Here is a 13,581-nt window from a genome sequence, read left to right as displayed (position 1 = left end):
GCCATGACGACGAATGTAATCAGCCTGGTGTCCATCGGTGCCCACCCGACTTCCGGCCGTCCACGCCGGGCCGAGCAAGACGCGCGCGCAGTGGAACTGGGCCTGCAACTGGCTGGGGATAACCTGCAAGTGCTGCACGCCGGCGACATCGGCGAACCCACCCTGCGCGCTTACCTGGGCATGGGCTTGCCGCAGTTGCACGTGCTTGAACAACCGGCCGGGGCAGACGCCTTGCCGGTGCTCGGCGACTATCTGCGGGACGCGGGTGCCCAGGTGGTGCTCACCGGCAGCCAGGCGGAAACCGGCGAAGGCTCGGGCATGTTGCCGTTCCTGCTGGCCGAGCAACTGGGTTGGCCGTTGATTGTCGGCCTGGCCCAGGTGGAATCCATCGAAGGCGGTGTGGCCCATGTGCTGCAGGCCTTGCCTCGCGGCCAACGGCGGCGGCTGAAGGTGCGCCTGCCGTTTATGGCCACGGTGGATAACGCCGCGCCCAAGCCACGGCAAAGCGCCTACGGCCCGGCGCAACGCGGTGAGCTGACGGCCCATGACGTCGAGGTGTTGGAGGATGAGTTATTCACAGGCGCTGTATTGCAGCCGGCCAAGCCTCGGCCCAAGCGCCTCAAGGTGATCAAGGCCAAAAGCGGTGCCGACCGGATGAAGGCCGCTACGGCCAAGGCCAGCGGCGGCGGTGGGCAGGTGCTCAAGGGCGTGAGTCCGGAGGCGGGCGCTGAAGCCATTCTTAAATTGCTTATAGAAGAAGGTGTAGTGCGCTGATCCACTGTGGGAGCGGGCTTGCTCGCGAAGGCGGTGTGTCAGGTAACTCATGTACCGACTGATCCGCCGCTTTCGCGAGCAAGCCCGCTCCCACACTGTTTTGCGGCGATTGTGCCTTTACCCACAATCCCTGTTAACCCACCTGTGGATAACCTGTTCGCGGCTGTCCACACCCCATGCAAATCAAGCCCTCCAGCTCGCTGTACGAAAAATAACCAACCTAACTGACGGTTTTTCCTTGGGTTTTTCTGTGGATAAGGAAAATACCCGGCGCAGACTTGCCCCCAAAGTCTGTTGGTGCTTCTGTGGATAAGATGTTCGCTATCCGCTGTAGGCCATATAAAACGTGGCTTACAGTGTGCTGGTTAAAATATAACCAATATCGCCGTTCCAACTGAGTTTTGCTCTCAAAGCCGCGATTTTGCTCGGTTTAAGCCGGTTTTCCACAGATGGTCCAAAGTTGCCCCCAAAGTCTGTTGGCGCTTCTGTGGATAAGGTGTTTGCGTTCCTCTGTAGCCCATGCAGGACGTGGCTTTCAGGCTTTAGGTCAAAAAATGATCAATGTGGGATAAAACCGGTACCTTTGAATAAGTCACGGATTTTCTTGGTTTTATTTCGACGGGAAAGCGCAGTTGCCCACAATTGCTGTGGGTGGCTTTGTGGATAAGTTGTTGGGCAATGGCTGGAAGTAAGGCGGGCAGCGGTCTGTCACGGTGTTGGATGAATTTTGTACAGTCACAAACCAGTGTGGGGGCCGGGCAAGCCCGGCTCCCACATTTTGATCGGCGGCGTGTCAGCCGGTTACTCGTGTACGGCGACGCCTTTCAGATACGGCGCTGGCGCCGCCCCCAGGTTGCTCAGCATCCGCTCGCTGTACCAGTCCACAAAGTTCACCACGCCAAACTCATAGGTCTTGGAGTACGGACCTGGCTGATACGCGGTGGAGTTGATGCCGCGCTGGTTCTCTTCGGCCAGGCGACGGTCCTGGTCATTGGTGGCGTCCCACACTTTGCGCATGCGCTCGACGTCGTAGTCCACACCCTCCACGGCGTCCTTGTGCACGATCCACTTGGTGGTGACCATGGTTTCCTGGGCACTGATCGGCCACACGGTGAACACAATGATGTGGTCGCCCATGCAGTGGTTCCACGAGTGAGGCAGGTGCAGGATGCGCATCGAGCCCAGGTCCGGGTTCTTGATGCGGCCCATCAGCTTGTTGCAGCCTTGCTTGCCGTCGAGGGTCATCGACACGGTGCCCTTGAGCAGCGGCATGCGCACGATGCGGTTACGCAGGCCGAAGCTGGCGTGGGCGTAAGGGATCTTTTCGGCATCCCAGGCGGCGGCGGAGGCGGCCACGTGGTCCTTGAAGGCCTGGTCGGCCCGCGGGTCGGTGACGTCGTCCCATTCCAGCAGGGTTTTCAACAGTTCCGGGTGCGACGCGTTGCAGTGGTAGCACTCGCGGTTGTTTTCCAGCACCAGCTTCCAGTTGGCTTTTTCAAACAAGGTGGTCTGGATCGCCACCTTGGTGTTCTCCATGTCGTAGGGTTCCATGTAGTGGCTCAAGGTCGACAGGAAGTCGTCGATGGCCGGCGGGTTCTCCGACAGGCTGATAAAGATGTAGCCACCGGCGGTCTTCACATTCACCGGCTTGAGGCCGTATTGCTTCATGTCGAAGTCGGCGCCCATTTCGGTACCGGCGAACAGCAGGCGGCCGTCCAGTTCATAGGTCCACTGGTGGTAATGGCACACCAGCTTGGCGACCTTGCCCTTGTCGCTGGTGCACAGGCGCGAACCGCGGTGGCGACACACGTTATGGAACGCGTGCACCACGCCGTCGGCGCCACGGATCACGATGATCGGGTTCTTGCCCACTTGCAGGGTGATGTAGTTGCCCTTGGCGGGGATCTCGCAGGTCATGCCGGCGATCAACCACTCTTTCTGGAAAATTTCCTGCATGTCGATATCGAACAGCCGTTCATCAGAGTAAAACGGCTGTGGCAGCGAAAAGGTCCGCTCGCGTTCTTGCAGCATTTGCGCAGTGGCCTTGCGTGCGGGTTCCAGCGGATCGCCCAAGCTTAAGGTTGCGGTGACGTCCATCGTGTGTGTCCTCATGGCCATTCTGTGTGGCCGGCGAATAGTGGCTAGGTTTTGCAGCAAGGCGTAAAGAAAGCGTCTTTGTTGGGAGCGAGTGTGGGCCCCACAACGGCCAGAACCTTATCCATGAACGACATGGCCCACTCTGTTCCCGACGCGCAACCCCCGTGGTATGGGGGCTGGTCGCGATAAGTATGTGAATGTCGCAGATAGGTAAATGGGTGGTTCTCGCGTTACGCAGAATCGCCACCATAAGGCCGATCACACGGCTATGGAGAACAGCATGTCCAACAGCTTCCTGAACCCGGTAACAACCCAGACCTGGGCCAATGGTCGGCACATCGTCCGTTGCGTCAAAGTCATCCAGGAAACCTGGGACGTGCGCACCTTCTGTTTTATGGCCGACCAGCCGATCCTGTTCTTTTTCAAGCCCGGGCAGTTCGTCACCCTGGAGCTGGAAATCGACGGCCAGCCGATCATGCGTTCGTACACTATTTCCAGTTCGCCGTCGGTGCCTTACAGCTTTTCGGTGACCATCAAGCGCGTGCCGGGCGGCAAGGTGTCCAACTGGTTGCATGACACGCTGCACGAAGGCCAGGAGCTGGCGGTGCACGGGCCGGTGGGGCTGTTCAATGCCATCGACTTCCCGAGCCCGAAAGTGCTGTACCTCAGTGGTGGTGTCGGTATTACCCCGGTGATGTCCATGGCGCGCTGGTTCTACGACACCAACGCCAACGTCGACATGACGTTTATCCACAGCGCCCGCTCGCCAAAGGACATCATTTACCACCGCGAGCTGGAGCATATGGCGTCGCGGATTGATAACTTCAGCCTGCACCTGATTTGCGAGAAACACGGCCTGGGTGAACCCTGGGCCGGTTATCGCGGTTACCTCAACCACAAGATGCTCGAACTGATGGTGCCGGACTTCCTGGAGCGGGAAGTCTTCTGTTGCGGCCCGACGCCTTACATGAACGCGGTAAAGCGCCTGCTGGAAGCCGCCGGCTTCGACATGGCGCGTTATCACGAAGAATCCTTCGGCGCGACGCCACCGGAAGCCCGGGCCGACGCGGTGGAACAAGCCGAACAAGCGGCGGATGCACCGGAGATCGACCTGGCGGACCTGCATCAGGTGGAATTCATTGCCTCTGGCAAGAGCATTCGCGTGGCACCGGGCGAGACCGTGCACGCAGCGGCGGCCAAGCTTGGCCTGCTGATTCCGAAAGCTTGCGGCATGGGGATCTGTGGGACGTGCAAGGTGCTGAAGCTGGGCGGGGAGGTCGAGATGGACCACAACGGCGGGATCACCGAGGAAGACGAAGCCGAGGGTTACATCCTGTCGTGCTGCAGCGTGCCGAAGGGTGATGTGCGCATCGAGTTCTAATGATCGTTCCCACGCTCCGCGTGGGAATGCCTCTTTGGACGCTCCGCGTCCCGTCCCGCTGTGTGACGCGGAGCGTCACGGGCTGCATTCCCACGCAGAGCGTGGGAACGATCAGGCCCAGCGCTGAATCTCGATCAGGCCGTCCGGTCCTGCATAGTTACGGACGTTGGAATACCGCCAGCTCGGCCAAGTCCACACAACCCCGCTTCACAGGAATCGATCGTTCCCACGCTCCGCGTGGGAATGCCTCCTTGGACGCTCTGCGTCCCGCTGTGTGACGCGGAGCGTCACGGGCTGCATTTCCACGCAGAGCGTGGGAACGATCAGGCCCAGCGCTGAATTTCAATCAGGCCATCCTGTCCTGCATAGTTGCGGGCGCTGGAATACCGCCAGTGCTCGGCCAAGTCCACATAACCACGCTTCACAGGGTTGTGGTGAATGTAATCAAGCTTTTGGCGCATCACCGCTTCGCTGTACACCAACTCGGCGTGTGACCCCTCTTGCCATAGCTGATAAATCCGGTCCGTTTTATGCGCCCGTTTGCTGAAACGCAAACGCTGCAACACTCGCTCCGCTCCTCGTTTCTGCAGGTCGTCAATGATGGTTCGAGCGGTGAAGGATTTGAACTGGCTGACACATTTACCCAGGTCAGGTGCTTGAGCGACGAAGTGCAGATGGTTTTCGAGAACGACGTAGCCGTAGAGATTGAAATGTTCGTGGGTTTGTTGATATCGCCAGCAACTCAATAGGTGGCCGACAAGGTAGTCGCGGGTAAATAGCGGTGTCCATTCCATGACAGTGCATGTCAGGAAGTGTGGTTTTTCAGGTTCGGTAATGGTGTAGCGGCTTCTGCCCATCAATTCGTCCTTGAACCGTGGTGTGGCCTGGACGCGGAGCGTCCGGGGAGGCGTTCCCACGCAGAGCGTGGGAACGATCAGTTAGAGGTTATTGGGCATAGATATGCACGACGAAGTGCTGGCCGGATGCTGTCAGTTCATAGACCTTGTCAGTGATCCGCAATGTCCTCGTCGGTTCGCTGATGGTGTCACCGATTTTCGCGGATTTTCTGAATTCGTCCCAGTCGATGACGGTGGTGCTGATAGTGCCTTCGCCTAGCAAGTTGTTTCCGTAGCGTTGCGCTTCCATGGTATTGCCCTCTGCTGGATTTCCGTTTCCGGCCGATTATTCGGCTGGCGGTTAGTCCCGAAAGGCGGCCTTTTCCTTCCGGGTTCCAAGAGGCTAGTCAATGAAAACGAAGTTGGTTGCTGTCAGAAATATCAAAAAACAGTCTCGGCCTTTCGCCATTATCTGAGGGGCTGATGCCTACTTCAGGCGCTCATCACTTCCCGAATATCTGCGGCTAATTCTCTTACGCGTTCTTCCTCGGTATCCCACGCGCACATGAACCGCGCGCCGCCTTTACCGATGAAGGTGTAGAAGCGCCAGCCCTTGGCCGTCAGCGCGGCAATTGCCGGTTCCGACAGTTGCAGGAACACGCCGTTGGCCTGCACCGGGAACATCAACTCCACACCCGGGATATCCGCCACCAGGCTGCTGAGCAATTGTGCACAGTGGTTGGCGTGGCGGGCGTGTTTGAGCCAGGCGTCGTTTTCCAGCAGGCCCACCCACGGGGCGGAGAGGAAGCGCATCTTTGAGGCAAGCTGCCCGGCTTGTTTGCAGCGGTAGTCGAAGTCTTCGGCCAGCTTGTGGTTGAAGAACAGGATCGCTTCACCCACGGCCATGCCGTTCTTGGTGCCACCAAAGCACAGCACGTCGACCCCGGCTTTCCAGGTCAGGTCGGCCGGCGAGCAGCCGAGGAATGCGCAGGCGTTGGAGAACCGTGCGCCGTCCATGTGCAGGTTCAGCCCCAGTTCCTTGCAGGTGGCGCTGATGGCGCGGATTTCTTCCGGGGTGTAGACGCTGCCGACTTCGGTGGCCTGGGTCAGGGTCACGACGCGGGGTTTCGGGTAGTGAATGTCCTGGCGCTTGAGGGCGATCTCGCGGATCGACTCCGGGGTCAGCTTGCCGTTTTCGGTGCGGGCAGTGAGCAGCTTGGAGCCGTTGGAGAAAAACTCCGGCGCGCCGCATTCGTCGGTTTCGACGTGGGCGGTTTCCGAGCAGATCACGCTATGGTAGCTCTGGCACAAGGAGGACAGCGCCAGGGAGTTGGCTGCGGTACCGTTGAAGGCGAAGAACACTTCGCAGTCGGTTTCGAACAGTTTGCGGAAACCGTCGGCGGCGCGGTGGGTCCATTCATCATCGCCATAGGCGCGTTGATGGCCCTGGTTGGCGAGTTCCATGGCGGCCCAGGCTTCCGGGCAGATGCCGGAATAGTTGTCGCTGGCGAATTGTTGGCTCTTGTCGGTCATGGCCCAGTCCTGTGGTCGATGTTGGTGCGCACTTTACCCAAGATTGTCGGGCGGGCGCACGCACTGTTAATGCAAAGTCATTGGGGAATTATGCACGGTTCTGAAAGCGTTCCTGTAAGCCGCGTCCGCGATGGCGCCCTGGACCTGCTCAAGTGGCTGGCGCTGCTGAGTATGGTGCTGGACCACCTGCGGTATGTCGGTTTGAGCCTGGACGGGCTGTATGTGCCGGGGCGCCTGGCGTTCCCGTGGTTTTGCCTGGCGATCGCAGCGAATCTGCATCGGGTCAAGGACGCGCCGGTGACGGGGCAGTGGCGCTATCTGGGCTGGTTGATGCTGTTCAGTGTGATCAGTGAGGTGCCGTACCGGATGTTCATCGACGACGCCGATACGCTGAACGTACTGCCGACCCTGGCGCTGGGTTTGCTGGTTGCCCGGGGATGGCAGCAGAAGACGGTTATTGATCGAGGATTGGCGTTGATCGCGCTGGTTTTGGCGGGGTTTTTCTCGGCGGAGCTGATGTTCGGTTTCTTTGGCGTACTGCTGCCGTTGGCGATGTTGCTGGTGTTTCGCCGGCCGTGGTATTTCAGCGTGCTGCCGGGTGTGGTGTGCCTGGCTGCCAACCAATGGCAGGTCCTGCTCGACAGCGGCACGCTGGTGGCGATGCTGGGATTGGCGACATGCCTGATTGCGCCGCTGGCCGGATTGGTCTTGTTGCGACAGGCCAGGCAGGTGTCGCCGCCGGCCATGCGGCGCTGGGCGTATGCGCTTTATCCGGCGCATTTCCTGCTGCTGCTACTCCTTCGAAAGATCATCGCCTAACCCCTTGTAGGAGCGAGCTTGCTCGCGAAAAACGTCAACGATTACGAGGGCTGTCTGGATGCGCGCGGCGCCCTCAGGTTTTTCGCGAGCAAGCTCGCTCCTACAAATGCCGGGGGCCATGTCGTAAACGCACCTTTGCGTGGCGTCCATAGGCATTTGACCTCTCTGCGCCAGCCCTACCATCGCATCAAAGGGCCCCTCCGTCGTGCGGCGGCCCCAACAATACGATTGGCGCACCGCCGCCGCTGGGAGAGACGCGATGTTCAGCAAGCAAGACCAGATCCAGGGTTATGACGATGCACTGCTGGCGGCCATGAATGCCGAGGAGCAGCGCCAGGAAGATCATATCGAGCTGATCGCGTCAGAGAACTACACCAGCAAGCGTGTCATGGAAGCCCAGGGCAGCGGCCTCACCAACAAGTACGCCGAAGGATACCCGGGCAAGCGTTACTACGGCGGCTGCGAACATGTGGACAAGGTTGAAGTGCTGGCCATCGAGCGCGCCAAGCAACTGTTCGGCGCCGACTATGCCAACGTGCAGCCGCACTCCGGTTCGTCCGCCAACAGTGCGGTGTACCTGGCGCTGTTGAACGCCGGCGACACCATCCTCGGCATGAGCCTGGCCCACGGCGGCCACCTGACCCACGGCGCCAAAGTGTCGTCCTCGGGCAAGCTGTACAACGCGGTGCAATACGGCATCGACACCAACACCGGGCTGATCGACTACGACGAAGTCGAGCGCCTGGCCGTGGAGCACAAGCCGAAGATGATCGTGGCGGGTTTTTCCGCCTACTCCAAGACCCTGGATTTCCCGCGCTTTCGCCAGATCGCCGACAAGGTCGGTGCGCTGCTGTTCGTCGACATGGCCCACGTCGCCGGCCTGGTGGCCGCCGGTCTGTACCCGAACCCGCTGCCCTACGCCGATGTGGTCACCACCACCACCCACAAGACCCTGCGCGGTCCACGTGGCGGGTTGATCCTGGCCAAGTCCAACGAAGAAATTGAAAAGAAACTCAACTCTGCGGTATTCCCGGGCGCCCAGGGCGGCCCGCTGATGCACGTGATCGCCGGCAAGGCGGTGTGCTTCAAGGAAGCCCAGGAACCAGGTTTCAAGGCCTATCAACAGCAAGTGATCGACAACGCCCAGGCCATGGCCGGCGTGTTTATCAAACGCGGCTACGATGTAGTGTCCGGCGGCACCGATAACCACCTGTTCCTGGTCAGCCTGATCCGTCAGGGCCTCACCGGCAAAGATGCGGACGCCGCCCTCGGTCGCGCTCACATCACCGTCAACAAGAACGCCGTGCCCAACGACCCGCAGTCGCCGTTCGTGACCTCGGGCCTGCGTATCGGCACGCCGGCGGTGACCACACGCGGCTTCAAAGTGACCCAATGCCTGGAGTTGGCCGGCTGGATCTGCGACATCCTCGACAACCTCGGCGACGCCGATGTGGAGGCCAACGTCGCCAAGCATGTGGCCGCCCTGTGCGCTGATTTCCCGGTTTATCGCTGAGCGCGGTTTTGGAGTAATGACTATGCAACGCTACTCGGGCTTCGGCCTCTTCAAGCACTCACTCAGCCACCACGAAAACTGGCAGAAGATGTGGCGCACGCCCACCCCGAAAAAGGTCTACGACGTGGTCATCGTCGGCGGCGGCGGGCATGGTCTGGCGACGGCTTACTACCTGGCCAAGGAGCACGGCATCACCAACGTGGCGGTGGTCGAGAAAGGCTGGCTGGGCGGCGGTAACACCGCGCGCAACACCACCATCGTGCGGTCCAACTACCTGTGGGACGAGTCGGCGCACCTGTACGAACACGCGATGAAACTCTGGGAAGGTTTGTCCCAGGATTTGAACTACAACGTGATGTTCTCCCAGCGTGGCGTCTACAACCTGTGCCACACCCTGCAGGACATCCGTGACTCCGAGCGTCGCGTCAGCGCCAACCGCCTCAACGGTGTGGACGGCGAACTGCTCAACGCCAAACAAGTGGCCGACGAGATCCCGTACCTCGACTGCTCCAAGAACACTCGCTACCCGGTCATGGGCGCCACCGTGCAACGTCGCGGCGGCGTGGCCCGTCACGATGCCGTGGCCTGGGGCTTTGCCCGCGCCGCTGACGCACTGGGCGTGGACCTGATCCAGCAGACCGAAGTCATCGGTTTCCGCAAGGAAAACGGCGTGTGCATCGGCGTGGAAACCAACAAGGGTTTCATCGGCGCCAAGCGCGTCGGCGTAGTGACCGCCGGTAACTCCGGCCACATGGCATCCCTGGCGGGCTTCCGCCTGCCGATCGAATCCCACCCGCTGCAAGCACTGGTGTCGGAGCCGATCAAACCCATCATCGACAGCGTGATCATGTCCAACGCCGTGCACGGTTACATCAGCCAGTCCGACAAGGGCGACCTGGTGATCGGCGCCGGTATCGACGGCTACAACGGCTATGGCCAGCGCGGCTCGTACCCGGTGATCGAGCACACCATCCAGGCCATCGTAGAGATGTTCCCGGTGCTGTCCCGCGTGCGCATGAACCGCCAGTGGGGCGGCATCGTCGACACCACGCCGGATGCCTGCCCGATCATCTCCAAGACCCCGGTCCCGAACATGTTCTTCAACTGCGGTTGGGGCACCGGTGGTTTTAAAGCGACTCCAGGCTCAGGCAACGTATTTGCCGCCAGCCTGGCCAAGGGTGAAATGCACCCATTGGCAGCTCCATTCTCCATCGACCGTTTCCACAACGGCGCGCTGATCGACGAACACGGCGCTGCGGCCGTCGCCCACTAACAGGAGAAATTCCCTATGTTGCATATCTTCTGTCCTCACTGTGGCGAACTGCGCTCCGAAGAGGAATTCCACGCCTCCGGCCAAGCGCACATCCCGCGCCCACTGGACCCGAACACCTGCACCGACGAGGAGTGGGGCGACTACATGTTCTTCCGCGACAACCCGCGCGGCCTGCACCACGAACTGTGGATTCACGCTGCCGGTTGCCGCCAGTATTTCAACGCGACCCGCGACACCGTGACCTACGAAATTCTTGAAACCTACAAGATAGGCACCAAGCCGCAATTCACCGCCAAGGCTTCTGGAGAGAAGGTATGAGCCAGATCAATCGCCTGTCCAACGGTGGCCGGATCGACCGCAACAAAGCCCTGAGCTTCACCTTCAACGGCCAGAGCTACAAAGGCTTTGAAGGCGACACATTGGCCGCTGCGCTGCTGGCCAACGGCGTCGACATCATCGGTCGCAGCTTCAAGTATTCCCGCCCGCGCGGCATCTTCGCCGCCGGTGCCGAAGAGCCGAACGCGGTGCTGCAGATCGGCGCGACCGAAGCCACGCAAATCCCCAACGTGCGCGCCACGCAACAGGCGCTATACCAGGGTTTGGTCGCCACCAGCACCAACGGCTGGCCGAGCGTGAACAACGACATGATGGGCATTCTCGGCAAGGTCGGCGGCAAGCTGATGCCGCCGGGTTTCTACTACAAAACCTTCATGTACCCGCAATCGTTCTGGATGACTTACGAGAAGTACATCCGTAAGGCTGCAGGTTTAGGCCGCTCGCCGACCGAGAACGATCCGGACACCTACGACTACATGAACCGTCATTGCGACGTGCTGATTGTGGGCGCGGGCCCTGCCGGCCTGGCGGCTGCGTTGGCCGCCGCCCGCAGTGGCGCCCGGGTGATCATCGCGGACGAGCAGGAAGAATTCGGCGGCTCCCTGCTGGACTCCCGCGAAAGCCTCGATGGCAAGCCTGCGGCCGAGTGGGTTGCCAGTGTGATTGCTGAACTCAAGGCCCTGCCGGACGTGGTGCTGCTGCCTCGCGCCACCGTCAACGGTTACCACGACCATAACTTCCTGACCATTCACGAGCGCCTCACCGACCACCTCGGTGACCGTGCGCCGATCGGCCAGGTGCGTCAGCGTATCCACCGGGTTCGCGCCAAGCGTGTCGTGTTGGCCACCGGTGCTTGCGAGCGTCCGCTGGTGTACGGCAACAACGACGTACCGGGCAACATGCTGGCGGGAGCGGTCTCCACTTACGTGCGTCGCTACGGCGTGGCACCGGGCAAGAAGCTGGTGCTGTCCACCAACAACGATCACGCCTACCGCGTGGCGCTGGACTGGTTCGACGCCGGCCTCAGCGTTGTCGCCGTAGCCGATGCCCGCCACAACCCACGGGGCGCGCTGGTTGAAGAGGCGCGTGCCAAAGGCATTCGCATCCTCACCGGCAGCGCCGTGATCGAGGCCCGTGGCAGCAAGCACGTCACTGGTGCCCGTGTTGCGGCCATCGATGTCAAAGCTCATAAAGTCACCAGCCCCGGCGAGTGGCTGGAGTGCGACCTGGTCGCCAGCTCCGGCGGCTACAGCCCGGTGGTCCACCTGGCCTCGCACCTGGGCGGCAAGCCGACCTGGCGTGAAGACATCCTCGGTTTTGTACCGGGCGAAGCACCGCAGAAACGCGTGTGCGTCGGTGGCATCAATGGCGTCTACGGCCTCGGCGATTCCCTGGCCGACGGTTTTGAAGGTGGCGTGCGCGCTGCCAGCGAAGCCGGGTTTGCGCCGGTGGAAGGTACGCTGCCAAAAGCCTTGAGCCGTCTGGAGGAACCGACTCTGGCGCTGTTCCAGGTGCCTCACGAGAAAGCTACCGCACGGGCGCCGAAGCAATTTGTCGACCTGCAGAATGACGTCACCGCGGCCGCCATCGAACTCGCCACCCGCGAGGGTTTCGAGTCGGTGGAGCACGTCAAGCGCTACACCGCACTGGGCTTCGGCACTGACCAGGGCAAGCTCGGCAACGTCAACGGCCTGGCCATCGCGGCCCGTTCGCTGAATGTGACCATCCCGCAGATGGGCACTACCATGTTCCGTCCCAACTACACGCCGGTAACCTTCGGCGCGGTAGCAGGCCGGCACTGTGGGCACATCTTCGAGCCGGTGCGCTACACCGCGCTGCAAGCCTGGCACGTGAAAAACGGCGCCGAGTTTGAGGACGTCGGCCAGTGGAAACGCCCATGGTATTTCCCGCGCAACGGTGAAGACCTGCACGCCGCAGTGAAGCGCGAATGCCTGGCCGTGCGTGACAGCGTCGGCCTGCTGGACGCGTCCACCCTCGGCAAGATCGACATCCAGGGCCCGGATGCCCGCGAGTTCCTCAACCGCATCTACAGCAACGCCTGGACCAAGCTCGACGTGGGCAAGGCCCGCTACGGCCTGATGTGCAAGGAAGACGGCATGGTCTTCGACGACGGCGTGACTGCCTGCCTCGCCGACAACCACTTCCTGATGACCACCACCACCGGCGGCGCAGCACGCGTACTCCAGTGGCTGGAAATCTACCAGCAGACCGAATGGCCGGACCTCAAGGTGTACTTCACCTCGGTCACCGACCATTGGGCAACCATGACTTTGTCCGGCCCCAACAGCCGCAAGCTGCTGAGCGAAGTCACCGACATCGACCTGGACAAGGACGGCTTCCCGTTCATGACCTGGAAAGAAGGCCTGGTAGGCGGCGTGCCGGCACGGGTGTTCCGGATTTCGTTTACCGGTGAGTTGTCGTACGAAGTCAACGTGCAGGCCGACTACGCCATGGGTGTGCTCGAGAAAATCGTCGAGGCCGGCAAGCAGTACAACCTGACCCCGTACGGCACCGAAACCATGCACGTGCTGCGGGCCGAGAAGGGTTTCATCATCGTTGGCCAGGATACCGACGGCTCGATGACCCCGGACGACCTGAACATGGGCTGGTGTGTAGGCCGCACCAAACCGTTCTCGTGGCTCGGCTGGCGCGGGATGAATCGCGAGGATTGCGTGCGTGAAGACCGCAAGCAGCTTGTCGGACTCAAGCCGATCGACCCGAACGTGTGGCTGCCGGAAGGCGCGCAGTTGGTGTTCGACGCCAAGCAGACGATCCCGATGAAGATGGTCGGCCACGTCACCTCCAGTTATGCCCATAACTCCCTCGGTTATTCGTTTGCCATGGGCGTGGTGAAGGGCGGCTTGAAGCGCATCGGCGAGCGGGTGTTTGCACCGCTGGCGGATGGCAGCGTGATCGAGGCGGAGATTGTTTCTTCGGTGTTCTTCGATCCTAAAGGCGATCGTCAGAACATCTGACACCTGATCGTTCCCACGCTCCG

Annotated in this window: 11 protein-coding genes and 1 pseudogene; 8 read left to right on the top strand and 4 right to left on the bottom strand. The window is 60.9% G+C overall.

Going from position 1 to position 13,581, the window contains the following annotated elements; all coding sequences use genetic code 11:
- Positions 1 to 3: 3 nt before the first annotated feature.
- Positions 4 to 774, top strand: coding sequence for an electron transfer flavoprotein subunit beta (locus tag HX807_RS13460; RefSeq protein ID WP_102370063.1), 771 nt, complete (start codon positions 4 to 6; stop codon positions 772 to 774).
- Positions 775 to 1,575: 801 nt separating this feature from the next.
- On the opposite strand, the gene gbcA is transcribed toward HX807_RS13460, so the two are convergent.
- Positions 1,576 to 2,871, bottom strand: a complete 1,296-nt coding sequence (gene gbcA / locus HX807_RS13455) for a glycine-betaine demethylase subunit GbcA (RefSeq protein WP_003216945.1) — start codon at positions 2,869 to 2,871, stop codon at positions 1,576 to 1,578.
- A gap of 280 nt (positions 2,872 to 3,151) precedes the next feature.
- On the opposite strand from gbcA, the gene gbcB reads away from it, so the two are divergent.
- Entirely contained in the window at positions 3,152 to 4,252 is a 1,101-nt protein-coding gene (gene gbcB / locus HX807_RS13450; protein WP_003216947.1) for a glycine-betaine demethylase subunit GbcB, read from the top strand.
- Between the two features lie 323 nt (positions 4,253 to 4,575).
- Here the strand turns inward: gbcB and HX807_RS13445 are convergent, their stop codons facing one another.
- The 3 genes from HX807_RS13445 to HX807_RS13435 all read right to left on the bottom strand — a co-directional run bounded on the left by HX807_RS13445 (position 4,576) and on the right by HX807_RS13435 (position 6,621).
- Positions 4,576 to 5,109 carry a hypothetical protein gene (locus HX807_RS13445; protein WP_008434329.1) on the bottom strand — a complete coding sequence of 178 codons (534 nt, stop codon included), beginning with the start codon at positions 5,107 to 5,109 and terminating at the stop codon, positions 4,576 to 4,578.
- 88 nt (positions 5,110 to 5,197) lie between these two features.
- Positions 5,198 to 5,398 carry a hypothetical protein gene (locus tag HX807_RS13440; protein WP_003209176.1) on the bottom strand — a complete coding sequence of 67 codons (201 nt, stop codon included), beginning with the start codon at positions 5,396 to 5,398 and terminating at the stop codon, positions 5,198 to 5,200.
- Positions 5,399 to 5,580: 182 nt separating this feature from the next.
- Positions 5,581 to 6,621 carry a low specificity L-threonine aldolase gene (locus HX807_RS13435; protein WP_177008829.1) on the bottom strand — a complete coding sequence of 347 codons (1,041 nt, stop codon included), beginning with the start codon at positions 6,619 to 6,621 and terminating at the stop codon, positions 5,581 to 5,583.
- Between the two features lie 90 nt (positions 6,622 to 6,711).
- Between HX807_RS13435 and HX807_RS13430 the strand changes: the two genes are divergently transcribed.
- From HX807_RS13430 to HX807_RS13410, 6 genes and pseudogenes are all read left to right on the top strand, one after another.
- Positions 6,712 to 7,440, top strand: a complete 729-nt coding sequence (locus HX807_RS13430; RefSeq protein WP_177050220.1) for a TraX family protein — start codon at positions 6,712 to 6,714, stop codon at positions 7,438 to 7,440.
- Between the two features lie 18 nt (positions 7,441 to 7,458).
- Positions 7,459 to 7,545, top strand: a pseudogene (locus HX807_RS31665) (outer membrane lipoprotein carrier protein LolA); the annotation flags it as partial.
- A gap of 154 nt (positions 7,546 to 7,699) precedes the next feature.
- Positions 7,700 to 8,953 carry a serine hydroxymethyltransferase gene (glyA, locus tag HX807_RS13425; RefSeq protein WP_008434333.1) on the top strand — a complete coding sequence of 418 codons (1,254 nt, stop codon included), beginning with the start codon at positions 7,700 to 7,702 and terminating at the stop codon, positions 8,951 to 8,953.
- A 22-nt stretch (positions 8,954 to 8,975) separates the two neighbouring features.
- Positions 8,976 to 10,226, top strand: coding sequence for a sarcosine oxidase subunit beta (locus tag HX807_RS13420; RefSeq protein WP_003209185.1), 1,251 nt, complete (start codon positions 8,976 to 8,978; stop codon positions 10,224 to 10,226).
- A 15-nt stretch (positions 10,227 to 10,241) separates the two neighbouring features.
- A complete protein-coding gene (locus HX807_RS13415; RefSeq protein ID WP_003209187.1) occupies positions 10,242 to 10,544 on the top strand; it encodes a sarcosine oxidase subunit delta in 303 nt (100 codons plus the stop codon).
- Positions 10,541 to 13,558, top strand: coding sequence for a sarcosine oxidase subunit alpha (locus tag HX807_RS13410; RefSeq protein WP_102604380.1), 3,018 nt, complete (start codon positions 10,541 to 10,543; stop codon positions 13,556 to 13,558). Before HX807_RS13415 ends, HX807_RS13410 begins: the two co-directional genes overlap by 4 nt.
- The last annotated feature ends 23 nt before the right edge of the window (positions 13,559 to 13,581 follow it).

This window comes from Pseudomonas sp. D8002 (assembly GCF_013385695.1).
Taxonomy (GTDB): domain Bacteria; phylum Pseudomonadota; class Gammaproteobacteria; order Pseudomonadales; family Pseudomonadaceae; genus Aquipseudomonas.
The sequence above is the reverse complement of the archived record's forward strand: the minus strand, read 5'-3'. Positions and strand labels throughout refer to the sequence as shown.

Coding starts and splice junctions, on each gene's coding strand:
- HX807_RS13440 (WP_003209176.1), bottom strand. CDS start 5,398: ATGGAAGCGCAACGCTACGGAAACAACTTGCTAGGCGAAGGCACTATC.
- HX807_RS13420 (WP_003209185.1), top strand. CDS start 8,976: ATGCAACGCTACTCGGGCTTCGGCCTCTTCAAGCACTCACTCAGCCAC.
- HX807_RS13445 (WP_008434329.1), bottom strand. CDS start 5,109: ATGGGCAGAAGCCGCTACACCATTACCGAACCTGAAAAACCACACTTC.
- gbcA (WP_003216945.1), bottom strand. CDS start 2,871: ATGGACGTCACCGCAACCTTAAGCTTGGGCGATCCGCTGGAACCCGCA.
- gbcB (WP_003216947.1), top strand. CDS start 3,152: ATGTCCAACAGCTTCCTGAACCCGGTAACAACCCAGACCTGGGCCAAT.
- HX807_RS13435 (WP_177008829.1), bottom strand. CDS start 6,621: ATGACCGACAAGAGCCAACAATTCGCCAGCGACAACTATTCCGGCATC.
- HX807_RS13460 (WP_102370063.1), top strand. CDS start 4: ATGACGACGAATGTAATCAGCCTGGTGTCCATCGGTGCCCACCCGACT.
- HX807_RS13430 (WP_177050220.1), top strand. CDS start 6,712: ATGCACGGTTCTGAAAGCGTTCCTGTAAGCCGCGTCCGCGATGGCGCC.
- HX807_RS13415 (WP_003209187.1), top strand. CDS start 10,242: ATGTTGCATATCTTCTGTCCTCACTGTGGCGAACTGCGCTCCGAAGAG.
- HX807_RS13410 (WP_102604380.1), top strand. CDS start 10,541: ATGAGCCAGATCAATCGCCTGTCCAACGGTGGCCGGATCGACCGCAAC.
- glyA (WP_008434333.1), top strand. CDS start 7,700: ATGTTCAGCAAGCAAGACCAGATCCAGGGTTATGACGATGCACTGCTG.